Consider the following 24,217-nt stretch of genomic DNA (forward strand, 5'->3'; position numbering starts at 1 on the left):
TCTGGACGGTGCGGAGCAGCCGCGCGCGCCGTCGGGAGGGTCAGCGCGGGGTGCCGGTGAGGCGGTACTCGGCGGCCACGGCCCACGCCCCGTCGGGGAGCTGCTCGAACTCGGTGAACGCCTCGACCCGGAACTCGGCGTGCAGGTCGGCCAGGCCCTCGGCGGCCATGTCGAGCATCTCGGTGGGCACGTCGTGGGCCACGGTGACGTGCGGGTGGTACGGGAAGCTCAGCGACCGGGTCAGCGGTCCGGAGCGCACGGCCCCGGCCAGCAGCTCGCAGTCGACCCCGCCGCGGGCGACGTTGAGGAAGACGACCTCGGACACCGGCCGGAAGGTGCCGGTGCCGGTGAGGTGGATGTCGAAGGGCGGGTGCGTCGCCGCCACCTGTTCCAGGTGCATGCGGATCGCCGGGCGCTCGCCGATCGGGACCTCGGTCGGCGGCAGCAGCGTGACGTGCGGCGGCACGAGGCTGGCCTGCGGGTCCCCGCACTTGCCGCGCCACTCGACCATCAGCTGGGCCAGCGGCTCGGGCAGCGACACCACCACCCCCAGCACCGAGGTGCCGGCCGAGATCGCGGTGCCCGGCCGGTGCACGAAGGTGTCGTCCGCGCGCAGCGGTCGTCCGGTCACCGGAGGGCACCGCCCAGCGGTGGCAGGAAGCCGACCCGCTCGTACACGGTGGCCAGCGTGGGGGCGGCGACCTCCCGGGCCCGCGCGGCGCCGGCGGCCAGCACCCGCTCCAGCTCGGCGGTGTCGGCCATCAGCTCGGCGGTGCGCTGCTGCACCGGCGCGAGCGCCTCGGTGACCACCTCCGCCAGCTCCTTCTTCAGGTCGCCGTAGCCGCCGCCGGCGAAGTGCTCCTCCAGCTCGGCCACGCTCAGCCCCGACAGGGCCGAGTGGATGGTCAGCAGGTTGGTCACGCCGGGTTTCCCGACCGGGTCGGCGACGACCTCGCGACCGGTGTCGGTGACCGCGGAGCGGATCTTCTTGGCGGTCGCCTTCGGGTCGTCGAGCAGGTTGACGCAGCCCGCCGGCGGCAGGCTCTTGCTCATCTTCTTGTCCGGCGACTGCAGGTCGAGGACCTTGGCCGCGCCCGGGGGCACGTAGGCCTCCGGCAGGACGAAGGTGTCGCCGTACCGGCCGTTGAAGCGGGTCGCCAGGTCGCGGGTCAGCTCCAGGTGCTGGCGCTGGTCCTCGCCCACCGGCACCCGGGCGGCCTGGTAGAGCAGGATGTCGGCGGCCTGGAGCACCGGGTAGGTGAACAGCCCGACCGACGTCGTCCCGGCGCCCTCCCGGCTGCTCTTGTCCTTGAACTGGGTCATCCGGCTGGCCTCGCCGAAACCGGTGAGGCACTGCAGCACCCAGGCCAGCTGGGCGTGCTCGGGCACGTGGCTCTGCACGAACAGCGCACTGCGGTCGGGGTCGACCCCCAGCGCGAGCAGCTGGGCGGCGGACACCAGCGTGCGCTGCCGCAGGACCGCGGGGTCGGGCTGCTCCGCCGTGATCGCGTGCAGGTCGACCACGCAGTAGAAGGCGTCGTGGTCGTCCTGGAGCGCCACCCACTGCCGCAGCGCACCGAGCAGGTTGCCGAGGTGGAAGGAGTCAGCCGTCGGCTGGATGCCGGACAGCACGCGGGGGGCAGGCACGCCCTCCATCGAACCACGCGCCCCAGCAGCCACCGGTCAGGCTCCGGCGAGGCCGGCGGAGGCGCTGGTCAGGACGTCGTCCAGCGCGCCGAGGAACACGTCGTCCTCGGCGGGGCTGCCCACGGTCACGCGCAGCCCCTCGCCGGGGAACGGGCGGGTGATCACCGCGCGGGCCTCGAGGGCCGCGGCGACCGCGGCGGTGCGCTCGCCCAGCGGCAGCCACACGAAGTTGGCCTGGCTGTCGGCGACGGCGAGGCCGCGCTCGCGCAGCGCCGCGGTGAGCCGGGCACGCTCGGTGGTGACCGCGGCGCAGCGCTCACGCACCTCGTCCTCGCTGGCCAGCGCGGCGACGGCGGCGGCCTGCGCCAGCGACGAGACGCTGAAGGGCACCAGCGTGCGGCGGACGGCGTCGGCGACCGCGGGGTCCTCGGCCAGCAGGTAGCCCACCCGCAGCCCGGCCAGCCCCCACGCCTTGGAGAAGGTGCGCAGCACGGCGACGTTGGGCCGCCCCCGCATGAGCTCGACGCCGTCGGGCACGTCGGGGTCGGTGACGAACTCGCGGTAGGCCTCGTCCAGGACGACCAGGGTCTCGGCGGGGACCGCGTCGAGGAAGGTCTCCAGCTCGGCACGGCGCACCGCCGTCCCGGTGGGGTTGTTCGGGTTGCAGACGAACACCAGCCGGGTGCTCCCGTCGACGGCGTCGGCCAGCGCGGGCAGGTCGAAGGTGTCCGCCGGCCCGCCCGGGGTGCCGGGGACCAGCGGGACCTGCTGGGTGCGGCCGCCGGCGACCTGCGCGAGCAGCGGGTACATCTCGAACGAGCGCCAGCCGAACGCGATCGCCGTCCCGGGGTCGACGAAGGCCTGGGTGAGCTGCTGGCAGACCGTCACCGCGCCGCAGCCCAGGGCCAGCTGCCCGGGGTCGACGTCGTAGCGGTCGGCCAGCGCGCGGGTGAGCACAGCGGCGCCGTTGTCGGGGTACCGGGTGGTCTCCGCGGCGGTGGCGCCGATCGCGGCCAGGACGGCCGGCAGCGGCGGGAACGGCAGCTCGTTGCTGGCCAGCTTCACCGCCGTCGGCACGCCGATCTCACGGGCGAGGTCGGCGGCGTTGCGGCCGGGCCGGTAGGCCGGCATCGCGGCCACGGCGGGACGTGCGCTGACCACGGGGCTCCTCCTGAGCGCGGTGTGGCCGCATCCCGGGCGGGGTGCTGTCTAGGCTCGCACCATGCGCGTTCTCGTCACCGGCGGAGCCGGGTACATCGGCAGCGTAGTCACCGCTGCCCTGCTGGAGTCCGGCCACGAGGTCACCGTCCTCGACGACCTGTCCACCGGGCACGAGGACGCCGTCCCCGCCGGGGCCCGGCTGGTGCAGGCCTCGCTGCACGACTCCGCGCCGGTGCTGGCCGACGTCCGGCCCGAGGCGGTGCTGCACTTCGCGGCCAAGAGCCTCGTCGGCGAGAGCCAGGTCGCGCCGGAGCTGTACTGGCAGAACAACGTCGGGGGCTCGCTGGCGCTGCTGGAGGCCATGCGGGCCGCCGACTGCCGGCGGATCGTCTTCTCCTCCACCGCGGCCACCTACGGCGAGCCCGAGGAGGTGCCGATCCTCGAGACGGCCCCGACCCGGCCCACCAACACCTACGGGGCCAGCAAGCTCGCCGTCGACGCGATGCTCACCTCCTACGCCACCGCGTACGACTTCGCCGCGGTGAGCCTGCGCTACTTCAACGTCGGCGGCGCGGCCTACGGCGTCGGCGAGCGGCACGCCACCGAGACCCACCTCATCCCGATCGCCCTGCAGGTCGCCGCCGGCACCCGCGAGGCGCTGACCGTCTACGGCTCCGACTACCCGACGCCCGACGGCACCTGCATCCGCGACTACGTGCACGTCAAGGACCTGGCGGCCGCGCACCTGCTGGCGCTGCCGGCCCCGGCGGCCGGTGAGCACCGCATCTACAACCTGGGCAGCGGCACCGGGTTCTCCGTGCAGGAGATGGTCGACGCCGTCCGCGAGGTCACCGGGCACGAGCTGCCGGTGGTCATGGGCGACCGCCGGGCCGGCGACCCCGCGCGCCTGGTGGCCAGCTCGGCGAAGATCCAGTCCGACCTCGGATGGGTGCCCGAGCACACCGACCTGACCGAGATCGTCTCCGACGCCTGGTCGTTCACGCAGTCCCGCTGACGACGGGCCCCTCGCGCGTCGGGGCCCTGCGAGGCAGCGGTCCGCCGCCCGGACCCCCGGGCGGCGGGATCAGCCGGCGGTGACCTCGCTGTCGGTCGACTCGTCGGCCGGCTGCGGCGCGGCCCCGACGGAGATCCGGGCGATCCGCCGCCCGTCGAGCTCGAGCACGGTGAGCGTGCGGCCCTCGACGGTCGCGACGTCCCCGACGAGCGGCAGCCGGCCGAGCTGGGCCAGCACGAACCCGGCCACCGTCTCGTAGGGCCCCTCGGGCAGCCGCAGCCCGGTCGCCTCGGCGAAGTCGTCGAGGTTGAGCAGGCCGTCGACCTCGTGCGGGCCGTCGGCCGGCTCCTCGCTGTCGGTCGTGACGTCCTCGTCGTACTCGTCGTAGATGTCGCCGATGACCTCCTCGATGAGGTCCTCGAGGGTGACGATGCCGTCGGTCCCGCCGTACTCGTCGACCACGATCGCGAAGTGCTGGTTCTCGCGCCGCATCCCCGACAGGGCGGTGAGCACCGGTGCGGTGCCCGGCAGCCGCTTCACCTCGCGCGCCAGGTCACCGACGGTCGCCGCGCGGCCGGCCGGGTGGGTGGGCAGGAACAGGTCGCGCACGTGCACGAAGCCGACCACGTCGTCCTCGTTGCGCCCGGCGACCGGGTAGCGCGACCAGCTGGAGTCCGCGACCTGCTTGGCCGCGCGGCTGGCGGTCGTGCTCGCGTCGAGGAAGTGCACCTCGGTGCGCGGGGTCATCACCTCGCGCACCTCCCGGTCACCGGCGCGGAAGACCTCGTCGATCAGCCGGCGCTCGTCGCTGGACAGCGACTCGTGGGCCGCGACCAGGTCGCGCAGCTCCTCCTGGCTGATCGACTCGCCGCTGGCCTTGGGGTCACCGCCGAGCAGCCGGACCAGCAGGTCGGTCGAGCGCGAGAGCAGCCAGATGATCGGGCGGAACAGCTTGGCGATGGCGTTGAGCGGGGCGGCCACGATGAGCGAGAACCCCTCGGCGCGCTGCAGCGCCAGCCGCTTGGGGGTCAGCTCGCCGACGACCAGCGACAGGTAGCTGATCGCGATCGTGACCAGCACGAAGGCCAGCGGGTCGGCCAGGCCCGGACCGACGCCCCGGCCGACCAGGAACTCGGCCAGCGGCGTCGACAGCGTGCTGGCGCCGAACGCCGCGGAGAAGAACCCGGCCAGCGTGACGCCGACCTGGACGGCGGCGAGGAACTGGTTCGGGTCGCCGAGGAGCTTGTCCAGCGCCTGCCCGCGCCGGCCGGTCTCGGCCAGGGCGCGGACCTGGGACTCGCGCAGCGACACCAGGGCGATCTCGGCGCCGGAGAAGGCCCCGCCGACCAGCACGAAGGCGAAGACCATGACGATGTTGAGCCAGACGTCGCTCACGAGCGGCGTGCTCCTCCAGAGGTGGGGTGCGCCGGAGACGTCCCCGGCCGGTCCACGGTAGTGGCTGCGCCGACGCGCAGCTCTCCCCTGCCGAACGGCGCCCACCCGCCCGGGTGTTCCCCCGACCTCCCACCACCGGGCCCGGACGCCGCCTAGCCTCGCCCCGGACCGACCGGCCCCGAGGTGAGGACGACGCGCGTGCGCCCCCTGCTGACCGCACTGCCCCGGCGGGTGTGGTTGCCCGTGCTCGTCGCCCTCGCCCTGGTGGCCGTCGCGCTGGGCGTCCTGCTGACCGGCCGGGGCGATGCGGCTCCCCGCCCCGCCGCCGTGACCGCGTCGGTGAGCACGCCCTCGACCGTGGTCCCGATGCCCACCCCCACGCCCAGCCCGACCCCCGGCCCGGTGCCGTCGCCCGCGCCGTCGTCGTCCGTGGCGCCGCCGCCCTCCACCTCGGCCGCGCCGGCCACGACCGCGCCCGCGCCTCCCACCCCGCGGGCGTCCACCCCGACCCCGGCGCCGCGGAGCACGAGCCGCGCCCCCGCGCCTCCCCCGCCGCCGGCGCCCGCTCCTCCCCCGCCTCCGGCCCCGGCTCCCCCGCCCCCGCCGCCGCCGGCGCCCGCCCCGGCCGCGCCGGGTCCCGAGGGCCAGGTGCTGGCGCTGGTCAACGACGCGCGCGCGGCGGCCGGGTGCGGTCCGGTCGGCGCCGACGGCGAACTCGCGGGCGTGGCCCGGGCGCACAGCTCGGACATGCGCGACCGCGGCTACTTCTCCCACACCGACCCCGACGGCCGGTCCCCGTTCGACCGGGCCGCGCAGGCCGGGGTCGACGCCCGCGCGGAGAACATCGCCCGCGGTCAGGCCGACGCCGACGCGGTGGTGCGGGCGTGGCTGGACAGCCCCGGGCACCGGCAGAACGTCCTGAACTGCTCGTACCGCACGATGGGCCTCGGACTGGCCACCGGCGCCGGCGGCCCCTGGTGGACCCAGCTGTTCGGCGTCTGACCCGCCCCGGACGCAGGACGGCCCCCTCGACCGGGTGGTCGAGGGGGCCGTCCGCCGTCGCCGGCTCTCACGCCATCGCTACGACAGCTGTCGTCAGGCCATGGCCTTCTGCAGGTTGGCGTCGATGGCCGCCAGGAAGTCCTGGGTGGTCAGCCAGGGGGCGTCCTTGCTGATCAGCAGCGCGAGGTCCTTGGTCATCTGGCCGCCCTCGACGGTCTCGATGCAGACCCGCTCGAGGGTCTCCGCGAAACGGGTGACCTCGGGGGTGCCGTCGAGCACGCCGCGGTGGGCCAGGCCCCGGGTCCAGGCGAAGATCGACGCGATCGGGTTCGTCGAGGTCTCCTTGCCCTGCTGGTGCTGGCGGTAGTGCCGGGTGACCGTGCCGTGGGCGGCCTCGGCCTCGACGGTCTTGCCGTCCGGGGTGGCCAGCACGGAGGTCATCAGGCCGAGCGAGCCGAAGCCCTGGGCCACGGTGTCGGACTGCACGTCACCGTCGTAGTTCTTGCACGCCCAGACGTACCCGCCCTCCCACTTGAGGGAGGCGGCGACCATGTCGTCGATGAGCCGGTGCTCGTAGGTGATCCCGGCCGCGTCGAACTTCTCCTTGAACTCGGCCTGGAAGACCTCCTCGAAGATGTCCTTGAACCGGCCGTCGTAGGCCTTGAGGATCGTGTTCTTCGTGGAGAGGTAGACCGGGTAGCCGCGGTTGAGCCCGTAGTTCAGCGAGGCGCGGGCGAAGTCGCGGATCGAGTCGTCGAGGTTGTACATCGACAGCGAGACGCCGGCGCCGGGGGCCTGGAAGACCTCGCGCTCGATCGGCTCGCCGCCGTCCTCGGGGGTGAAGACGACCTTCAGCGTGCCCGCGGAGGGGAACGTGAAGTCGGTGGCCCGGTACTGGTCGCCGTAGGCGTGGCGGCCGATGATGATCGGCTTGGTCCAGCCCGGCACCAGGCGCGGGACGTTCTGCATGATGATCGGCTCGCGGAAGATGACGCCGCCGAGGATGTTGCGGATCGTCCCGTTCGGGGAGCGCCACATCTTCTTCAGGCCGAACTCCTCGACCCGCGCCTCGTCCGGGGTGATGGTGGCGCACTTGACGCCCACGCCGTGCTTCTTGATCGCGTTGGCGGCGTCGATGGTGACCTGGTCGTCGGTGGCGTCCCGGTTCTCCATCCCCAGGTCGTAGTACTCCAGGTCGACGTCGAGGTACGGGAGGATCAGCTGGTCCTTGATGAACTGCCAGATGATCCGGGTCATCTCGTCGCCGTCGAGCTCGACGACCTTGCCCTCGACCTTGATCTTGCTCACGCGGTTCTCCCTTTGTTCTCGTGGCCCCGCTGCCGGGCCCCGCCGCGCGCGTGCGAGCGGTGGGGGGCAGCGGGGTCCTTCTTCAGAGGTCGGCTACGTCGGCCTGCTTGGAGCGGACGGCGTCCGCCGCCTCGCGCAGGCCTGCCAGCTCACTGTCGGACAGGTCGCCCTCGACGACCCTCCGGACACCCTCACGGCCGATCTCGGCCTCGACCCCCAGGTAGACCCCGGAGATCCCGTACTCGCCGTCGACCCACGCGCACACCGGCATGACCGCACCGGAGTCCTCGATGACCGCGCGCGCCATGCGGGCAGCGGCGGCCGAGGGCGCGAAGTAGGCCGACCCGGTCTTCAGCAGCGCGACCACCTCGGCGCCGCCGTTGCGGGTGCGCTCCACGAGGTGGGCGATCCGGTCGGGGGTGAGCACGTCGGCCAGCGGGGCGCCGTCGACGGTGCAGCGCGAGGGGACGGGGACCATCGTGTCGCCGTGCGAGCCCAGCGTCAGGGTGCGCACCGAGGCGACCGGGACGCCGAGCTCCTCGGCCACGTTGTTGGTGAACCGTGCGGTGTCGAGCATCCCGGCCTGGCCCATCACCCGGGCGCGCGGGAAGCCGGTGGCCAGCTGGGCCAGCGCCGTCATCTCGTCCAGCGGGTTGGAGACCACGATGACCACCGCGTCGGGCGAGGTGCGGGCGACGTTCTCGGCGACGGAGCGCACGATGCCGGCGTTGGTCTCGAGGAGGTCCATCCGGCTCATGCCGGGCTTGCGGGGCAGGCCCGCGGTGATGACCACGACGTCGGAGCCCTCGGTGCCGGCGTAGGAGCCGCCGCCCACGCCCACGACCCGGGTGCCGAAGCCCTCGATGGCGCGCGACTGGTTGATGTCCAGCGCCAGGCCCTCGGGGCGGCCCTCGACGACGTCGGTGAGCACCACGGTCTCGAACACGTCGTACTCGGCCAGCCGCAGCGCGGTCGTCGAGCCGTAGAAACCGGCGCCGACGACGGTCACCTTGCCGTTCCGGGCCCCATCCGCCATGCCCGCCAACCTAGCCCGGGGCACCGCCGCGTGGCCATGCGGCCCGGTCAGGTGCGCGGGATGGTCAGCACGCTGACGACCAGGACGGCGCCGGCGCCGAGCATCAGGGCGATGTCGACCGGCCGGCTGCGGACGGCGAGGAACCCGATCCGGCGGACCGGCAGCAGCAGCCGCAGGGCCCCGGCCAGCACCAGCGCCAGCCCCATCAGCGCCAGGCCCAGCCGCCACCGCTCGGCGGCCACCAGCAGCAGCCCGGCCCCGACCACGACGATGCAGCTCAGCAGCGGCCACTGCCGCAGGAACCCGGCCAGCAGCGGGCGCCGCAGGTACAGCGGCGGCCGCGCACCGGGGCGGGTCGCGGGCCGGGGCCGGGTCATGCCGACAGGGCCTCGGCCGCGACCGCCTGCTCCGCGGCCAGGACGACGTTGGCCAGCAGCATCGCCCGGGTCATCGGGCCGACGCCGCCGGGGTTGGGGGCCACGTGGCCGGCGACCTCGCGCACGTCGGCGGCGACGTCCCCGGCGATCTTCCCGTCGACCCGGCTGACGCCGACGTCGAGGACCGCGGCGCCGGGCTTGACCATGTCGGCGGTGATGAGGCCGGGCACCCCGGCCGCGGCGACGACGACGTCGGCGGTACGGGTGTGCGCGGCCAGGTCGCGGGTGCCGGTGTGGCAGAGGGTCACGGTGGCGTTCTCGGTGCGCCGGGTGAGCAGCAGGCCCAGCGGGCGCCCCACGGTGATGCCCCGGCCGACGACGACGACCTCCGCGCCGGCCAGCGGGACGTCGTACCGGCGCAGCAGCTCGACGATGCCGACCGGGGTGCACGGCAGCGCGCCGGGGACCCCGAGCACCAGCCGGCCCAGGCTGACCGGGTGCAGCCCATCGGCGTCCTTGGCCGGGTCGATCCGCTCCAGGACGGCGCTCTCGTCGATGCCCTTCGGCAGCGGCAGCTGGACGATGTAGCCGGTACAGGCCGGGTCGGCGTTGAGCTCGTCGACGACGGCCAGGACCTCCTCCAGGCTCGCCGTGGCGGGCAGCTCGCGCTGGATGCTGGCGATGCCCACCTGCGCGCAGTCGGAGTGCTTGGCGTTGACGTACCAGCGGCTGCCCGGGTCGTCGCCGACGAGCAGCGTGCCCAGCCCCGGACGCCGTCCCATCGCGGCGAGGGCGGCCACCCGCTCGGTGAGCTCGCCCCGGATCGTCGCTGCGGTCGCCTTGCCGTCGAGAGTCGTCGCTGCCACGTGTTGCAGTCTGCCCGACGGGGGTCGCCGACCTAGGCTCGGCGGCACCGACAGCCGCACGGGTCCGCATGCCTGCGCGCGGGAGGAGCGTGTGATGAGCCAGCCCGACGGACGCTCCGGCAGCACGGCGTCCCCCGCCACCCCGCTGCCGGGTCAGCCGCCGGCCGAGCAGCCCACCGAGACGGTGACCCACGCGCAGCCCGAGCCGGTCGGCCCGCCGCCGCAGCAGCCGGCGCCGGCCGGCTTCCTCGCCCGCCGGCACGACGACGAGCCCACCCCGCTGGCCCGGCAGGACACCGACCCCGGCTTCTCCCTCCCCGCCGTCCTGCCCGGCGACGACGCGACGGCGACCCGGCCGGAGTACCGCGACGCGCCCGTGGTCGTGCGCCGGGCCGACGACGTCGCCGGCCTGCTGCTCCTGCTGGCCGGCATCGCGGCCGGGGTGAGCCTGCTTGTGGTCTGGGTGGACGGCGGCGCCACCGGCCTGGACCTGGTGCGCACCGGCCTCGACGACCTGCGCACCGACCCCCGCGAGCTGGTCGACCGGGCCAGCTGGCAGGCACCGGCCGTGGTCCTCGGCGGGGGGGGCACTCTTCGTGCTCGGGCTGCTGCTGTTCGTGCCGGCGAAGACCCACCGTCTCCTCGGCGCGCTGGCGCTGCTGGTCACGCTGGTCGTGGCGGCCGGCGTGCTGGTGCCGCTGGCCGACGCGAACTGGGACGTCGCAGGCTGGGCCGTGGGCGCCTGGTTCACCGCCGCCACCGGCGCGCTCGGCTTCCTGGGCGCGCTCAAGGCGCTGATGACCCGCCCGCTCTCCCGCCGCCGCTGACGGGGCACAGCCGCGCTGCCGACCGTCCAGCCGCTGCCCGACCCGGCCCGACGGTCGGCGGGGCGGCCGCACCTCACGGGCGCCGGCGGCTCAGTCGACGAGGGCGCCGTGGGCGGCGGTGAACTGCACGGCCTGGCCCATGTCGAGCCGGACGCCGGTCAGGTCGAGCGCCCGCCAGTTGATGCCGTCGGTGTCGGCGCCGCGCAGGTCGGCACCACGCAGCAGGGTGGTCTGCACGCGGGCGTGCCGGAGGTCGGCCCGGGTGAGGTCGGCCTCGCGCAGGTCGGCGTCGGTGAGGTCGGCCTCGGTGAGCTTCTGCCCGGAGAAGTCGACGCCGGACAGGTCCGCGCCGCGCAGCGAGGCGTAGGACCAGTCGGACTCGACGGTCGTCATCGGCCGCATCGTCGCCCCGGGGAACTGCGAGCCGGTGAGCTTGCAGCCGGTCCAGGAGACGTCGAACAGCTTCGCCCGGTCGAACCGGCACGAGAGGAACGCCGTCCCCTCGTGCCGGGAGCCCGACATCGCGACCCCGGTCAGCACGCACCGCTCGAACACGCACCGCCGGGTCACCAGCTCGGCCAGCTGGGCGTCGTCGAACCGGCAGTCGACGAACGTGACGCGCTCGAGGACGGCTGAGTCCCAGTCGACCCGGGCCAGGTCCTCGTCCTCCCAGACCGACCCCGGCTCGGGCGGCTCGACAGTTCTCCTCATGTGGGCCCTTCCGGCCCTGCTGCGGGGGCCCGCGCCGAGCCTGCGAGGCGTGGGGGGCAGCAGGGTCCTTCGTTCAGTGGGCGAAGTGGCGGGTGCCGGTCAGGTACAGCGTCACGCCGGCGGCCTCGGCCGCGGCGACCACCTCCGGGTCGCGCACCGACCCGCCCGGCTGGACGACGGCCTTCACGCCGGCGTCGAGCAGCACCTGCAGGCCGTCGGGGAAGGGGAAGAACGCATCGGAGGCGGCGACCGACCCGGCCGCCCGCTCACCGGCCCGGGTGACCGCGAGCCGGGCGGAGTCGACCCGGTTCACCTGGCCCATGCCGACGCCCACGGTGGCCTTGTCGCTGGCCAGCAGGATCGCGTTGCTCTTCACCGCGCGCACGGACCGCCAGGCGAAGACCAGGTCGTCGAGCCCGGCGGCGTCCAGCGGGGTGCCGGTGGCCAGGGTCCAGCTGGTCGGGTCGTCGCCGGGGGCGTCGATCCGGTCGGCGGTCTGCAGCAGCAGCCCACCGCTGACCGGCCGCAGCTCGACCGACAGCCGCGGCGCCTCGGGCATGCGCAGCAGCCGGACGTTCTTCTTCTGGGTCAGCACGCCCAGCGCGTCCTCGGTGAAGGACGGCGCGACGACGACCTCGGTGAACACCTCGGCGATCTGCTCGGCCAGGGTCAGGTCGACCTCGCGGTTGGCGGCGATGACCCCACCGAAGGCCGAGACCGGGTCGCAGGCGTGCGCCTTGCGGTGCGCGGCGGCGATGTCGGCGCCGACGGCGATGCCGCACGGGTTGGCGTGCTTGATGATCGCCACGCACGGGTCGGCGTGGTCGTGCGCGGCCCGCCAGGCGGCGTCGGTGTCGACGTAGTTGTTGTAGGACATCTGCTTGCCGTGCAACTGCTCGGCGTCGGCGAGCCCCGGCTGGCCGCTGCGGTACAGCGCCGCGCCCTGGTGCGGGTTCTCCCCGTACCGCAGGACGTCGGCGCGCTCCCAGCTGCCGCCCACCCACGCCGGGAAGCCGCTCTCGTCGTCCGGGGAGAGGACGTTGCCCATCCACGAGGCGACGGCGACGTCGTAGGCCGCGGTGTGCCGGAACGCCTCGGCCGCCAGCCCCTGGCGCTGGGCGAGGGTGAAGCCACCGGCGCCGACGGCCTCGACCACCTCGTCGTAGCGGCCCGGGTCGACGACGACCGCGACCGACGGGTGGTTCTTGGCCGCCGCGCGCACCATCGCCGGGCCGCCGATGTCGATCTGCTCGATGCACTCGTCGGGGGTGGCGCCGGAGGCCACCGTGTCGCTGAACGGGTAGAGGTTCACCACGACCAGGTCGAAGGCGGCGATGCCCAGCGCGTCGAGCTGCGCGACGTGCTCGGGCTTGCGGCGGTCGGCCAGGATGCCGGCGTGCACGGCCGGGTGCAGCGTCTTGACCCGCCCGTCGAGGGTCTCGGGGAAGCCGGTGACCTGCTCGACCGGGGTGACCGGCAGGCCGGCGTCGGCGATGCGGGCGGCGGTGGCGCCGGTGCTCACGAGCTCGACACCGGCCGCGACGAGCCCGCGGGCGAGCTCCTCGACGCCGGTCTTGTCGTAGACCCCGAGCAGTGCGCGGCGGACGGGGGTGCGGTCGCTCATCGGGTGCTCTCCTGAGGTCTGTCGGGGGTCGGTCCGGCCTGCGCCCGGGTCACCAGGTCGGCCAGGGTGTGCACCAGGAGCTCGCGCTCCACGGTCTTGATCCGTTCGTGCAGCCGCGCCTCGTCGTCCCCGGGGAGGACGGGCACGGCGCGCTGGGCGAGCACCGGGCCGGTGTCCAGACCGGCGTCGACGAGGTGGACGGTGGCACCGGTCGTGTCCACGCCGGCGGCCAGGGCGTCCCGGACGGCGTGCGCACCGGGGAACGACGGCAGCAGCGCCGGGTGCGTGTTGACCACCCGGCCGCCGAGGGCGGAGAGGACGGCGGGGCCGAGCAGCTTCATGAACCCCGCGCACACCACCCAGTCCGGACGCCGGGTGGTGAGCTCGGCGGCCAGCGCACGGTCCCAGGACGCCCGGTCGGGGTGAGCGCGCAGCGGCGTCACGAAGGTGTCGATGCCGCGGTCGCGGGCAGCGGCCAGCCCGGCGGCGTCGGGGCGGTCCGCACCGACCGCGACGACCTCGGCCGGGTAGCCGGCGTCGTCGGTGGCGGCCAGCAGCGCGGCGCAGAGGGTGCCGGCCCCGGAGAGGAGGACGACCACCCGGGACCGCGGTGCGGCGGGCGCAACGGCGGGCACGGTGGCCAACCCTAGCCGGGTGGACCGGGCGCTCCCCGACCCGCCGTGGGCCGGCCCCGCGCGCCGCCCCGCCCGGCGTGGGCGGCGGTGTGCGTTCGGTGCCCGTTCCGGCGTCGGGACGGGCCCTGGGGCAGGGGCTCGCGGGTCGGCGCCTCAGCCGCGGGAGCGCCAGCGGCTGACCGGTGCGGCCAGCGCCGCGGCGATGCCGGCCTGCGCCGCGATCGCGAGCCCGGTGGCCAGCGCCGGGGCGCCGACCTCGGCCAGGGCACCGTCGCCCAGCCGGCCGCCGGCCACGAGCACCACCAGCCCGCTGACGACGCCGACCCCGACCCCGGCCACCACGCCCCACAGCCCGGCGGTGATGCTGCCGCCGTCCTCGTCGCCGAGCCGACGGCCGAGCACGACCCCGGTGACGAGCCCGGCAAGGGCCGGCAGCGCCTGGGCGAGGAAGGCCAGCAGCGGCACGGCCTGGGTGTCGGGCAGGGCGGCCATCAGCGGGAGCGCCGGCACGGCGGCCAGGCTCACCCCGCCGGCGGAGACCAGCGTCCCCGCGCCCACCACGAAGCCCGGTCCGGCGGCCAGCCCCATCACCGCGGCGGTCGCGTTGGGCAGCAGCAGGACGCTGAGCCCGACCTGGCCGGCGGCGCCGGCGCTGGCCCCGCCGAGACCGGTGGTCAGCCGCGCCACCCCGGCGATGTCGTCGACGAGCGCGACGGTGACCACGGCGGTGCAGCAGGCGGCGAGCGCCAGGGTGCCGGCCACGACGGCCTGCCACAGCGCCCGGCCGGGGCCGGGGAACCGGTCGGCCACCACGGCGCTGAGTCCGGAGTCGCGCAGCACGCCGATCCCACCGGCCACCAGGGCCAGCAGCAGGGCGCCCAGCACCGGCCGGAGCAGGCCGAGGGACGCGGCCGGGGCGTCGGCCAGCAGCGCGAGCCCGGCGGTCGCGGCGACGTGGACGCCGACGACCACACCGAGCACCGTCGCCGCCCCACCCGTCGTCTGCACCGCGCGCACGGTCACGACCGAGCCGGCGGCCCGGTTCAGCCCCCAGGCGACGACCAGCGTCAGCATCAGCGGCGCCACCCGCAGCGGACCGGAGGGGAGGTCCAGCTGGGCGCCCTGGGCGAGCAGCCACAGCTGGGTGGCCAGCCGCGCCGACGAGCCCACGGGCAGGCCGCCGTCGGGGTCGAGGGTCTGCACGACGACGAGCGCCAGGCCGAGCCCGAGCAGGCCCAGCACCTGGACGGCCAGGGCGGCCGCGGCGGCCAGCCACGCGGTGGTCGAGCCCCGCGGCTCCCCGTTCCCGGGCCCGAGCGGAGGCAGCCGGGAGAGCAGCGACGTCACGCCCCCACTGTCCCAAGGTCCGTCGTCCGCGCGGCGGTGCACGCGCCGGGGCGGCTCACGTCACGTCCGGGGTGCGCCCGGCGGCGACCCACGCGCGCGCCTGCGGGACCAACTGCCGCACCGCGACGGCGGCCACGGCCGCGGCGGTGAGCAGGGCCAGCAGCCCGGGCACGCTGACGCCGATGTCGAGGGTGGTCACCCACTCGACCAGGGTGAGCAGCAGCGCCAGCGACGTGAGCGCGGTGGTGACCAGGGCCCGCGGGAACGGCGTGGGCGCGTCGGCGACCGCCGGCAGCAGCGACCAGGCGCTCGCCGCCACGAGCAGCACGAGCGCGGTGACGAGCAGGCCGGAGTCCAGGCCGTCGGCGGTGGCGGCCTCGACCCGGTGGCCGGAGCCGAGGTCGAAGGGGTCCCTGCGGAACCACAGGGCCGCGAGGAGGAGCCCGAAGAGCACCGTGCCGGCCGCCACGAGGACGTCGGCCAGGTGCACGCGCCCCGGGCTCACCCGGCGGCGGCGCGCGGGGACGTCGTCCGGCCCGGTGTCGACCGGGGCCGGCTCGGGTGCCGTGGACGTCATCGGGCGCTCCTCCTCCGCTGGCGGTTCCCCGCCCAGTCTCCCGCGCCCGACCCCGGGGACGACGCTGCCCGGCACCCTCCGCGGAGGATGCCGGGCAGCGGCGGTCAGGCCTGCACGGGGGTCCGTCAGGCGCCGACGATCTCCCGCATGAGGCGCGCGGCCTCCGAGGGGGTCTTGCCCACGCGCACGCCGGCGGCCTCGAGGGCCTCCTGCTTGGCGGCGGCGGTGCCGGCCGAGCCGGAGACGATGGCGCCGGCGTGGCCCATCGTCTTGCCCTCGGGGGCGGTGAAGCCGGCGACGTAGCCGACGACGGGCTTGGTGACGTTGGCCTTGATGAAGTCGGCCGCCCGCTCCTCGGCGTCGCCGCCGATCTCGCCGATCATCACGATGGCCTCGGTCTCCGGGTCGTCCTGGAAGGCCTGGAGGCAGTCGATGTGCGTCGTCCCGATGACCGGGTCGCCGCCGATGCCGACGGCGGTGGAGAAGCCGATGTCGCGCAGCTCGTACATCATCTGGTAGGTCAGCGTGCCGGACTTGCTGACCAGCCCGATCTTGCCGGCCTGGGTGATGTTCGCCGGGATGATGCCGGCGTTGGAGCGCCCGGGGCTGATCAGCCCGGGGCAGTTCGGGCCGATGATCCGGGTGGCGCCGCCCTGGGCGTGGGCCCAGAAGTAGGTCGAGTCGTGCACCGGGATGCCCTCGGTGATGACCACGGCGAGCCCGATGTGGGCGTCCACGGCCTCGATGACGGCGTCCTTGGCGAACTTCGGCGGCACGAAGACGACGGTGACGTCGGCCCCGGTCTCCTTCATCGCCTCGGCGACCGAGCCGTAGACCGGGACGGACGTGCCGTCGAAGTCCACGGTCTGGCCGGCCTTGCTCGGGTTGACGCCACCGACCACGGCGGTGCCGGAGGCGAGCATGCGCGCGGTGTGCTTGCGCCCCTCGGAACCGGTGATGCCCTGGACGATGACCTTGCTGTTCTCGGTGAGGAAGATCGACATCTCAGTTGTCCTGTCTCAGCTGTGGCGGTCAGGCGGCGAGTTCGGCGGCGCGGCGGGCAGCGCCGTCCATGGTGTCGACCACGGTCACCAGCGGGTGGGCGGCCTCGGCGAGGATCCGCCGGCCCTCCTCCACGTTGTTGCCGTCCAGGCGCACGACCAGCGGCTTGGTGGCCTCGTCGCCGAGCTGGCCGAGCGCGGCCACGATGCCCTTGGCGACCTCGTCGCAGGCGGTGATGCCGCCGAAGACGTTGACGAAGACGCTCTTGACGTCGGCGTCGGACAGGATGATGCCCAGGCCGTTGGCCATGACCTCGGCCGAGGCGCCACCACCGATGTCGAGGAAGTTGGCCGGGCGGACGCCGCCGAACTCCTCACCGGCGTACGCGACGACGTCCAGGGTGCTCATGACCAGGCCCGCACCGTTGCCGATGATCCCGACCTGGCCCTGCAGCTTGACGTAGTTGAGGTCCTTCTCCTTGGCCGCGGCCTCGAGCGGGTCGGCTGCGGCGGCGTCCTCGAGCGCGGCGTGCTCGGCGTGCCGGAAGCCGGCGTTCTCGTCGAGGGTGATCTTGGCGTCGAGGGCCAGCACCGTGCCGTCGGGCGCCTTGGCCAGCGGGTTGATCTCGACCAGCGTGGCGTCCTCCTTGGTGAAGACGTCCCACAGCTGGACGGCGATGGCGATCACCTGGTCGCGGACCTCGGCGGGGAACCCGGCGGCGTCGACGATCTCGGCGGCCTTCTGGGCGTCGACCCCGACGCTGGCGTCGACCGGGATGCGGGCCAGCGCCTCGGGGCGCTCGACGGCGAGCTGCTCGATCTCCATGCCGCCCTCCTTGCTGGCCATCGCCAGGAAGGTGCGGTTGGAGCGGTCGAGGAGGTAGGAGAAGTAGTACTCCTCGGCGATGTCGCTGGCCTGGGCGACCATGACCTTGCGGGTCACGTGGCCCTTGATGTCCAGCCCGAGGATGTCCTCGGCGCGGGCCCGGGCGGTCTCGGGGTCGTCGGCCAGCTTGACGCCGCCGGCCTTGCCGCGGCCCCCCACCTTCACCTGGGCCTTCACCACGACCGGCGCGGAGATCTCGCGCGCGATCGCCTCCGCCTGCTCGGGTGTCTCGGCTACGCCGCCGGGCAGCACGGGCACCCCGTGGGCGGCCAACAGGTCACGGGCCTGGTACTCGAAGAGATCCACGAACAGGCACCGTAGCCCGCCCGCCGTCCGGCCGCGCCACGGCCTCCGCCCGCGGGGGCGTGTGCTCGCTCCCACGGGTGACGGGCACGCGCGGTGGGCGGCCGCGCGCGGTCAGTCCTGGGCGGCGCTGCCGAACCGCTCGGCGTCGGTCGCGACCGGGCCCGCCGACGCGCGCGCCCGCCAGGCCACCGCGGTCAGCGCGGCCAGCGCCAGCCCGAGCACCAGCAGCCCGGCGCCGGTGACCGTCCAGTCCAGGTCGGGGCTGTGCCGGGCGTCGCGCAGCCCGCCGAGCCCGCTCGCCAGCACGAACACCGTGACGCCCAGCAGCCCGCCCACGGCGCCCAGCCGCGGCCGCAGCGACGGCGCGGTGACCGCGCACAGCAGCAGGGCGCCGGCGAGCAGCAGCCCGCCGAGCAGGGCGAGGCCGGGGCGCTCCAGCAGCCCGGGCGGGCCCTGGGCGGTCACGACCGTCTCCAGCCCCGTGGCCGGGTCGACCACCACCCGGTCCGGGACGTCGGCGGCCGGCAGCGCCAGGCAGAGCACCGCCCCCACCCCGAGCAGCACCGAGGCCCCGGCGAGCACCGGCCGCAGCGGGTCCAGCGAGCCGGCGTCCTCCATGACCGTGCGTCCCCAGGCGACCAGCGCGACCACCCCGGCGAGGACGGTCAGCGCCAGCGCGACGACGCCGAGCACCCAGCCGGCGCCGATCTCGACGGAGCTGGTGACGACCCGCTCCCCGGCCAGCACGTCGACCGCCGCGCGGGTGGTCGACCCGCGGCCCTGGTGGACCTCGATGAGCAGCCGGCCCACCGCCAGCGCTCCGCTGACCGAGGCGTAGGCCAGGCCCAGCCGTGGCACCCGGCCGAGCGCGAGCCCGGCCCCGACGACCACGGAGGCGAGCGGCGCCAGCAGTGCGACGAGTGCGGAGACCGGCCCGGCGACCGGGCCGATCGGCTGCCCGCCGACGACCAGGTACGTGGGGAACACGGCGGCGGCGCCGACCAGGCCGGCCAGCAGCAGGAGCCCCCCGGCGACCCGGGCGAGCAGCGGGACGGTGCCGACGACCAGCTGGTCCGGCACCGCCGCGCCCGGTCGCCCGGCGGTGGGCCGGGCGGTGCCACCGCGGCGCGGGGCGCCCTTCCGGGCGGCACCGGGGCGGCCGGACGGCGAGGCACCCCCTGCGCCGGGGCGGGCGGGAAGGCGGTCACGGGCGGGCACTGGTCGGCTCCTCGGGGTCGGCGGTCAGGACGCGGGCGCGTGTCGGACGACGGTGTGTGACGCCTGGCACATCAGGGCACTACGGTCCCCCGAGGCCGGCGCAGCACGTGCGCGGCACCGCCCGGCGCGGTGCCGGAGCGGACAGGGAGGGAGACCGGCGTGCACTCGACCGACCAGCCCTCTCCCCCAGCGTGGCACGTGCGGGGCGTCCCGGCCGGGAGCGACCCGGCGACCCCGGGACACCCACCGCGCGGAGGTCTCCGGTCGGTGGTCTCCCCCGCGGCCCTCGCGGGCACGCTCACCGAGCTGGCCTGGGTGGGTGCGCACGCGGTCCTCTACCCGCTCGGCGCCCGGGCCGAACGGCTGCGCCCCGACCCCGGCTACCGCCCCGGCGTGCAGCCCCCCGCCGTCCGGGCGCTGTTCGCCGGCGACCCGCTCGCCGCCCGCGTCCCCGTCGTCCTGGTGCACGGGCTGGTCGACAACCGGTCGGTGTTCTCGGTGATGCGGCGGGGCCTGCGCCGACGCGGCTTCACCCAGGTCTGCTCCTGGAACTACAGCCCGCTGCTGCGCGACGTCGAGACCGCGGCCGCTGCCCTGGGGCGGCACCTGGAACGGGTGTGCCAGGACTCCGGCCACGAGCGCGTGCACGTCGTCGGGCACAGTCTGGGCGGGCTGGTGGCCCGCTACCTGGTGCAGCGGCTGGGCGGCGACGCCCGGGTCGACACCCTGGTCACCCTCGGGACGCCGCACGGTGGCAGCCGGTGGGCGCACGTGCTGCCCACCCCGCTGGTGCGGCAGCTGCGCCCCGGCTCCCCGCTGATCCAGGAGCTGGCCGCCCCGGCGCCGGGCTGCCGCACGCGGGTGACCGCGGTCTACAGCGACCTGGACCAGATGGTCGTGCCCTCGGTCTCCGGGCGGTGCGACCACCCCGACCTGGTGGTGCGCAACGTGCTGGTGCGCGGGGTGGGGCACATGTCGCTGCCGATCCACCGCTCGGTGCTCGACGAGGTGGCCACCACTCTGGCCACACCCCGCACTGCCGTCGACGAGCAACTGCCGGCCGCCTGAGGCCGGTGGGGTCCGGGTGACCCACGAGGTGGCTGGTGTGACGGGTGTGGTCACTGAGCGCCTAGTGCAGCGACACGCGGCGTGAGGTGATGGTCGGCCTCCGTCGCTCTCCGTAACGTCCGCGGACGACAGCGACGGGATCCGCCACCCGGTGGTCCCACTGCTCCGTGCACCTGCCGATCACTTGACCGTCTGGTGCACGTCAGGCCCACGGCTCCCCCCGTGGTGTCGTCCCCGGAAGGTGTCCGTTGTCCCGTCTGCGTGAGATCGTCGGCCGTACCCGGCCCGAGGACGCCCTCGATGCCGTCCTGCCCGTCGACCCGGCGGGCACCGACTGGGCCCAGGCGCTGGCCACCGACGTCGACTGGGACGGCGAGTGGGCCGCCACCCAGGGCGCCACCGCGACCGGTGCGGCCGACACCGCACAGACCCCCGCCGCCCCGGTGACCACCGCCGCCCCGGCGGCCCCGGAGACCACCGACTCCCTCGCCGTCCTCCCGCCGCCGCCGGCCGCCGGCCCGGCCACCGCCCCCGCCCGGGCAGTCGCCGCCCCGGCCGCGACCGCCACCGCGCGCCAGTTCGCCCGGCCCCCGGCCCGGCGCGCCCCGCTGCTGCTGGCCGCCGCCGTCGTGGGCGCCATCACCGCCGCCCTGCTCGGCGGCGGCACCCCCACGCCGGTGTCGGTCGCCTCCGGGCAGGACTACGGGCTGGGGCTGGCCGACGCCAGCTTCGCCGGTGGCGTGGACGTCGAGGACGCCCGCGGGGAGATCAGCCAGGCCGAGGCCCAGGCGCGGCTCAGCGAGATCGCCGCCTCCCGGGCCGCCCGCGAGCCCGACTTCGTCGTCCCCACCGACGGCCGGCTCACCACCTGCTTCTGCCAGCGCTGGGGCACCAAGCACTGGGGCATCGACCTGGCCGCCCCACTGGGCACGCCGATCCTCGCCGCCGCCGACGGCGTGGTCCTGCGGGCCGGCGCGGCCTCGGGCTACGGCAACGCCGTCTACGTCCAGGACGCCGACGGCAACGTCCAGATCTACGGCCACATGCGCTACTACAGCGTCGCGGCCGGCGACGTCGTCACCGCCGGGCAGCAGATCGCCAAGGTCGGCAACGAGGGCCAGTCGACCGGCCCGCACCTGCACTTCGAGATCCACAGCGGCGGCATGAACGGCAAGCCGATCGACCCGGAGAAGTGGCTGGGCGAGCGGGGCCTGACGGTCGGCTGAACCACCGCCGGCGGCCCTACGCTCCGGTCGCATGACCGCACCGACGCCGTACCTGCACCTGCCCGGCACCGCGCGTGCGGCGTTGTCGTCCTACGCGGAGGTGTTCGGCGGCAGCGCCGAGGTGCACTCGTTCGCCGACCTCGGACGCACGGACGGCCCCGCCGACGCGGTGGCGCACGGGTACCTGGTCGGCGGGCCGGTCGCGCTGTTCGCCGCCGACGTGGCCGGCGACGAGCCGGCGCTGGCGTGCACCGGCCTGATGTGGTCGCTGCTGGGCACCGCGGACCCGGCCACCCTGCGCGCCTGGTTCACCGGCCTCGCCGCCGGCGGACGGGTCGTCGCCGACCTCGAGCGCCGTCCCTGGGGCGCCTCCGACGGCCAGGTGGTCGACCGCTTCGGCGTCCACTGGCTCATCGGCTTCGAGGGCGACGAACAGCCCTGACCGCCGGCCCCTCGGCTACAGCTTGACCAGCGGGGCGTAACGGAGGACGAGCCGCTTGGTGCCCCCGGAGCCGAAGTCGACGGTGGCCTGCGCCTTGTCGCCGGCGCCGTTGATCTCGACCACCGTGCCCAGCCCGAACGCGTCGTGGCTGACCCGGTCGCCGATCTCGACGTTGATCACCGCGCGGTTGCCCGCGCCGCCCCGCAGCCCCCCGGTGGACAGCCCGGTCGCGGCCACCCGCGACTGCGCCGAGCTCATCGGCGAGGTGCTCACCGGCTGCGAGCCGGTCCAGTGGACGGCGTCGGTGGGCAGCTCGTCGAGGAACCGGGACGGCGGGTTGTAGGCCGGCTGACCCCAGTTGGTGCGCACGGTGGCCCGGGACAGGAACAGCCGCTGGCGGGCGCGGGTGATGCCGACGTAGGCCAGCCGGCGCTCCTCCTCCAGCTCGCGGGGGTCGCCGAGCGCGCGCAGGTGCGGGAAGACGCCGTCCTCGAGGCCGCTGAGGAAGACGACCGGGAACTCCAGCCCCTTGGCGGTGTGCAGCGTCATCAGCGTGACGACCCCGGCCTCGTCGCCGGTGACCGGGATCTGGTCGGCGTCGGCCACCAGGGAGACCTGCTCGAGGAAGTCGGTGACGGTGCCGTCGGGGTTGGCCGCCTCGAACTCCGCGGCCACCGAGACCAGCTCGTTGAGGTTGTCGACGCGGCCCTCGTCCTGCGGGTCGGTGCTGGCCGACAGCTCGGCGAGGTAGCCGGTGCGCTCGAGGATGCTCTCCAGGAGCGCGGCCGGGCCGGAGCCGGTCTCGACGAGCTGCTCGAACTCCTCCAGCAGCGCGACGAACTCGGCGATGGCCTTCGACGAGCGGGTGGCCAGCTCGCCGATCTCCGACGCCAGGCGCAGGGCCGAGGCGAACGGGATGCGCTCGCGGTCGGCGTAGCGCTCGACGGCGGACTCGGCGCGCTCGCCGATGCCGCGCTTGGGGGTGTTGAGCACCCGACGCAGGCTCACCACGTCGGCCGGGTTGGCGACGACCTTCAGGTAGGCGATGGCGTCCCGCACCTCGCGGCGCTCGTAGAAGCGCACGCCGCCGACGACCTTGTAGGGCATGCCGACCCGGATGAACACCTCCTCGAAGACGCGGGAGGCGTTGTTGGTGCGGTAGAAGACCGCGATGTCCTTCGGCTGGGCCAGGCCCTCGTCGGTGAGCGCGTCGATCTGCTCGGCGACCCAGGCGGCCTCGTCGTGCTCGTTGTCGGCGACGTAGCCCTCGATCAGCTCGCCGTCGCCGGCCTCCGACCAGAGGTTCTTCGGCCGCCGGGCGGTGTTGCGGGCGATGACCTGGTTGGCCGCGCGCAGGATCCGCTGGGTGGAGCGGTAGTTCTGCTCCAGCACGATCGTGGTCGCGTCGGGGTAGTCGCGCTCGAACTCGTCGATGTTGCGGATCGTGGCGCCGCGGAAGGCGTAGATCGACTGGTCGGCGTCACCCACGACGCACAGCTCGGCCGGCGGCACCGGGCCGCCGGCGGTGCCGACCAGCTCGCGGACCAGCACGTACTGGGCGTGGTTGGTGTCCTGGTACTCGTCGACCAGCACGTGGCGGAACCGGCGCCGGTAGTGCTCGGCGACGTCGGGGAAGGCCTGCAGCAGGTGGACCGTGGTCATGATCAGGTCGTCGAAGTCCATGGCGTGGGCCTCGCGCAGCCGGCGCTGGTAGAGGGTGTACGCCTCCTTGAGCACCTTCTCCGGCGCGGTCTCCGGGGCGTAGGACTCCTCGTCGATGAGCTCGTTCTTCAGGTTCGACACCTGGTTGGCCAGGCTCCGGCCGGGATACCGCTTGCTGTCGAGGTCCAGGTCGCGGGCGACCATCGTCATCAGCCGGACCGAGTCGCCCTGGTCGTAGATGGTGAACGAGGTCTTCATGCCCAGCTTGGCGGCCTCGGCCCGCAGGATGCGCACGCACATCGAGTGGAACGTCGAGACCCACATCGCGCGGGCGCGCGGGCCGACGAGGGAGGCGACGCGCTCCTTCATCTCGCCGGCGGCCTTGTTGGTGAAGGTGATCGCCATGATCTCGCCGGGCTGCACACCCCGGGCGCCCAGCAGGTAGGCGATCCGGTGGGTGAGCACCCGGGTCTTGCCCGACCCGGCGCCGGCGACGATGAGCAGCGGGCTGCCCTCGTGCACGGTGGCCTGGCGCTGCGGGCCGTTGAGGCCGGCGAGCATCCGGTCGAGCTCGCGACCGATCTGGCCGGGTGCCTGGCGGGTGAGCGCGGCGGTGCCGGGGAGGGAGATCTGCGAGCTGCTCATGTCCCCGCCACTGTAAGCCGGACCGCCGACGTTCCTCCCCCGCGCGGAACGGGTGCGACGCGCGTGACAGGTGGCGCGCCGATCGGCGTCCGTGCCAGACTCGCCCCGTGCCCAGCCAGCGGAGTTTTCCCTACGGCCACCGGTCCCCGGTGTCCGTACCCGCTGGCTGAGAAGCCACCGCACACGACGCCCCGGGCCGACGGCCCCGGGGCGTTCCTCGTCTCCGGGGTCCGAC

At 74.9% G+C, this 24,217-nt stretch carries 23 protein-coding genes; 6 read left to right on the forward strand and 17 right to left on the reverse strand.

The window, feature by feature from the left end; genetic code table 11:
• Window positions 1-40: 40 nt before the first annotated feature.
• From ACGBYP_RS07315 to hisC, 3 genes are read right to left on the reverse strand one after another with little or no spacing between them, the layout of a single operon-like run.
• Window positions 41-631 carry a 2'-5' RNA ligase family protein gene (locus ACGBYP_RS07315; RefSeq protein ID WP_411582610.1) on the reverse strand — a complete coding sequence of 197 codons (591 nt, stop codon included), beginning with the start codon at window positions 629-631 and terminating at the stop codon, window positions 41-43.
• Window positions 628-1,656, reverse strand: a complete 1,029-nt coding sequence (gene trpS / locus ACGBYP_RS07320) for a tryptophan--tRNA ligase (protein WP_411582611.1) — start codon at window positions 1,654-1,656, stop codon at window positions 628-630. The genes ACGBYP_RS07315 and trpS overlap by 4 nt, the downstream gene beginning before the upstream one ends.
• A 27-nt stretch (window positions 1,657-1,683) precedes the next feature.
• Entirely contained in the window at window positions 1,684-2,808 is a 1,125-nt protein-coding gene (gene hisC, locus ACGBYP_RS07325; RefSeq protein ID WP_411582612.1) for a histidinol-phosphate transaminase, read from the reverse strand.
• Window positions 2,809-2,869: 61 nt separating this feature from the next.
• Between hisC and galE the strand changes: the two genes are divergently transcribed.
• The gene (gene galE / locus ACGBYP_RS07330; protein WP_411582613.1) at window positions 2,870-3,823 is read left to right on the forward strand and encodes a UDP-glucose 4-epimerase GalE; all 954 of its coding nucleotides are present in this window, start codon (window positions 2,870-2,872) and stop codon (window positions 3,821-3,823) included.
• A 69-nt stretch (window positions 3,824-3,892) separates the two neighbouring features.
• Here galE and ACGBYP_RS07335 read toward each other — a convergent pair whose 3' ends face one another.
• Complete coding sequence (locus tag ACGBYP_RS07335; RefSeq protein ID WP_411582614.1) at window positions 3,893-5,218, reverse strand: hemolysin family protein; 1,326 nt, start codon at window positions 5,216-5,218, stop codon at window positions 3,893-3,895.
• Between the two features lie 198 nt (window positions 5,219-5,416).
• On the opposite strand from ACGBYP_RS07335, the gene ACGBYP_RS07340 reads away from it, so the two are divergent.
• Window positions 5,417-6,220 carry a CAP domain-containing protein gene (locus tag ACGBYP_RS07340; protein WP_411582615.1) on the forward strand — a complete coding sequence of 268 codons (804 nt, stop codon included), beginning with the start codon at window positions 5,417-5,419 and terminating at the stop codon, window positions 6,218-6,220.
• A gap of 93 nt (window positions 6,221-6,313) precedes the next feature.
• Here the strand turns inward: ACGBYP_RS07340 and ACGBYP_RS07345 are convergent, their stop codons facing one another.
• From ACGBYP_RS07345 to ACGBYP_RS07360, 4 genes are all read right to left on the reverse strand, one after another.
• The gene (locus ACGBYP_RS07345) at window positions 6,314-7,528 is read right to left on the reverse strand and encodes an NADP-dependent isocitrate dehydrogenase (protein ID WP_411582616.1); all 1,215 of its coding nucleotides are present in this window, start codon (window positions 7,526-7,528) and stop codon (window positions 6,314-6,316) included.
• A gap of 82 nt (window positions 7,529-7,610) precedes the next feature.
• Window positions 7,611-8,564: a malate dehydrogenase gene (mdh, locus tag ACGBYP_RS07350; protein WP_411582617.1), complete on the reverse strand. Its 954-nt coding sequence runs from the start codon at window positions 8,562-8,564 to the stop codon at window positions 7,611-7,613.
• 47 nt (window positions 8,565-8,611) lie between these two features.
• The gene (locus tag ACGBYP_RS07355; RefSeq protein ID WP_411582618.1) at window positions 8,612-8,941 is read right to left on the reverse strand and encodes a DUF3017 domain-containing protein; all 330 of its coding nucleotides are present in this window, start codon (window positions 8,939-8,941) and stop codon (window positions 8,612-8,614) included.
• Complete coding sequence (locus ACGBYP_RS07360) at window positions 8,938-9,807, reverse strand: bifunctional methylenetetrahydrofolate dehydrogenase/methenyltetrahydrofolate cyclohydrolase (protein ID WP_411582619.1); 870 nt, start codon at window positions 9,805-9,807, stop codon at window positions 8,938-8,940. The genes ACGBYP_RS07355 and ACGBYP_RS07360 overlap by 4 nt, the downstream gene beginning before the upstream one ends.
• A gap of 596 nt (window positions 9,808-10,403) precedes the next feature.
• Between ACGBYP_RS07360 and ACGBYP_RS07365 the strand changes: the two genes are divergently transcribed.
• Window positions 10,404-10,634 (forward strand): hypothetical protein, encoded by a 231-nt coding sequence (locus ACGBYP_RS07365; protein ID WP_411582620.1) that lies wholly within the window; start codon window positions 10,404-10,406, stop codon window positions 10,632-10,634.
• A 90-nt stretch (window positions 10,635-10,724) separates the two neighbouring features.
• Here the strand turns inward: ACGBYP_RS07365 and ACGBYP_RS07370 are convergent, their stop codons facing one another.
• The 8 genes from ACGBYP_RS07370 to ACGBYP_RS07405 all read right to left on the reverse strand — a co-directional run bounded on the left by ACGBYP_RS07370 (window position 10,725) and on the right by ACGBYP_RS07405 (window position 18,939).
• Window positions 10,725-11,345 carry a pentapeptide repeat-containing protein gene (locus ACGBYP_RS07370; protein WP_411582621.1) on the reverse strand — a complete coding sequence of 207 codons (621 nt, stop codon included), beginning with the start codon at window positions 11,343-11,345 and terminating at the stop codon, window positions 10,725-10,727.
• Window positions 11,346-11,418: 73 nt separating this feature from the next.
• Window positions 11,419-12,969 (reverse strand): bifunctional phosphoribosylaminoimidazolecarboxamide formyltransferase/IMP cyclohydrolase, encoded by a 1,551-nt coding sequence (purH, locus tag ACGBYP_RS07375; RefSeq protein WP_411582622.1) that lies wholly within the window; start codon window positions 12,967-12,969, stop codon window positions 11,419-11,421.
• Window positions 12,966-13,604 (reverse strand): phosphoribosylglycinamide formyltransferase, encoded by a 639-nt coding sequence (gene purN, locus ACGBYP_RS07380; RefSeq protein WP_411582623.1) that lies wholly within the window; start codon window positions 13,602-13,604, stop codon window positions 12,966-12,968. The genes purH and purN overlap by 4 nt, the downstream gene beginning before the upstream one ends.
• Window positions 13,605-13,757: 153 nt before the next feature.
• Window positions 13,758-14,951: a DUF6350 family protein gene (locus tag ACGBYP_RS07385; protein ID WP_411582624.1), complete on the reverse strand. Its 1,194-nt coding sequence runs from the start codon at window positions 14,949-14,951 to the stop codon at window positions 13,758-13,760.
• A gap of 55 nt (window positions 14,952-15,006) precedes the next feature.
• Window positions 15,007-15,528 (reverse strand): hypothetical protein, encoded by a 522-nt coding sequence (locus ACGBYP_RS07390; RefSeq protein ID WP_411582625.1) that lies wholly within the window; start codon window positions 15,526-15,528, stop codon window positions 15,007-15,009.
• A gap of 125 nt (window positions 15,529-15,653) precedes the next feature.
• A complete protein-coding gene (gene sucD, locus ACGBYP_RS07395) occupies window positions 15,654-16,532 on the reverse strand; it encodes a succinate--CoA ligase subunit alpha (RefSeq protein ID WP_411582626.1) in 879 nt (292 codons plus the stop codon).
• A 28-nt stretch (window positions 16,533-16,560) separates the two neighbouring features.
• On the reverse strand, window positions 16,561-17,721 hold the full coding sequence (gene sucC, locus ACGBYP_RS07400) for an ADP-forming succinate--CoA ligase subunit beta (RefSeq protein ID WP_411582627.1): 1,161 nt from the start codon (window positions 17,719-17,721) through the stop codon (window positions 16,561-16,563).
• 111 nt (window positions 17,722-17,832) lie between these two features.
• On the reverse strand, window positions 17,833-18,939 hold the full coding sequence (locus tag ACGBYP_RS07405; RefSeq protein ID WP_411582628.1) for a hypothetical protein: 1,107 nt from the start codon (window positions 18,937-18,939) through the stop codon (window positions 17,833-17,835).
• 267 nt (window positions 18,940-19,206) lie between these two features.
• Between ACGBYP_RS07405 and ACGBYP_RS07410 the strand changes: the two genes are divergently transcribed.
• The 3 genes from ACGBYP_RS07410 (at window position 19,207) to ACGBYP_RS07420 (ending at window position 21,675) form a co-directional block, all read left to right on the forward strand.
• Entirely contained in the window at window positions 19,207-20,007 is an 801-nt protein-coding gene (locus tag ACGBYP_RS07410) for an esterase/lipase family protein (RefSeq protein WP_411582629.1), read from the forward strand.
• Between the two features lie 248 nt (window positions 20,008-20,255).
• A complete protein-coding gene (locus tag ACGBYP_RS07415; protein ID WP_411582630.1) occupies window positions 20,256-21,233 on the forward strand; it encodes a M23 family metallopeptidase in 978 nt (325 codons plus the stop codon).
• A gap of 31 nt (window positions 21,234-21,264) precedes the next feature.
• Window positions 21,265-21,675 (forward strand): VOC family protein, encoded by a 411-nt coding sequence (locus tag ACGBYP_RS07420; protein ID WP_411582631.1) that lies wholly within the window; start codon window positions 21,265-21,267, stop codon window positions 21,673-21,675.
• A gap of 15 nt (window positions 21,676-21,690) precedes the next feature.
• Here ACGBYP_RS07420 and pcrA read toward each other — a convergent pair whose 3' ends face one another.
• The gene (pcrA, locus tag ACGBYP_RS07425) at window positions 21,691-23,982 is read right to left on the reverse strand and encodes a DNA helicase PcrA (RefSeq protein ID WP_411582632.1); all 2,292 of its coding nucleotides are present in this window, start codon (window positions 23,980-23,982) and stop codon (window positions 21,691-21,693) included.
• Between the last annotated feature and the right edge of the window lie 235 nt (window positions 23,983-24,217).

The organism is Modestobacter sp. SSW1-42 (assembly GCF_046635825.1).
GTDB lineage: Bacteria > Actinomycetota > Actinomycetes > Mycobacteriales > Geodermatophilaceae > Modestobacter.

Excerpts from the sequence above, each read along its gene's own strand:
- mdh (WP_411582617.1), bottom strand. The coding sequence starts at position 8,564 with ATGGCGGATGGGGCCCGGAACGGCAAGGTGACCGTCGTCGGCGCCGGT.
- trpS (WP_411582611.1), bottom strand. The coding sequence starts at position 1,656 with ATGGAGGGCGTGCCTGCCCCCCGCGTGCTGTCCGGCATCCAGCCGACG.
- ACGBYP_RS07390 (WP_411582625.1), bottom strand. The coding sequence starts at position 15,528 with ATGACGTCCACGGCACCCGAGCCGGCCCCGGTCGACACCGGGCCGGAC.
- pcrA (WP_411582632.1), bottom strand. The coding sequence starts at position 23,982 with ATGAGCAGCTCGCAGATCTCCCTCCCCGGCACCGCCGCGCTCACCCGC.
- ACGBYP_RS07355 (WP_411582618.1), bottom strand. The coding sequence starts at position 8,941 with ATGACCCGGCCCCGGCCCGCGACCCGCCCCGGTGCGCGGCCGCCGCTG.
- ACGBYP_RS07420 (WP_411582631.1), top strand. The coding sequence starts at position 21,265 with ATGACCGCACCGACGCCGTACCTGCACCTGCCCGGCACCGCGCGTGCG.
- ACGBYP_RS07370 (WP_411582621.1), bottom strand. The coding sequence starts at position 11,345 with ATGAGGAGAACTGTCGAGCCGCCCGAGCCGGGGTCGGTCTGGGAGGAC.
- galE (WP_411582613.1), top strand. The coding sequence starts at position 2,870 with ATGCGCGTTCTCGTCACCGGCGGAGCCGGGTACATCGGCAGCGTAGTC.
- purH (WP_411582622.1), bottom strand. The coding sequence starts at position 12,969 with ATGAGCGACCGCACCCCCGTCCGCCGCGCACTGCTCGGGGTCTACGAC.
- sucD (WP_411582626.1), bottom strand. The coding sequence starts at position 16,532 with ATGTCGATCTTCCTCACCGAGAACAGCAAGGTCATCGTCCAGGGCATC.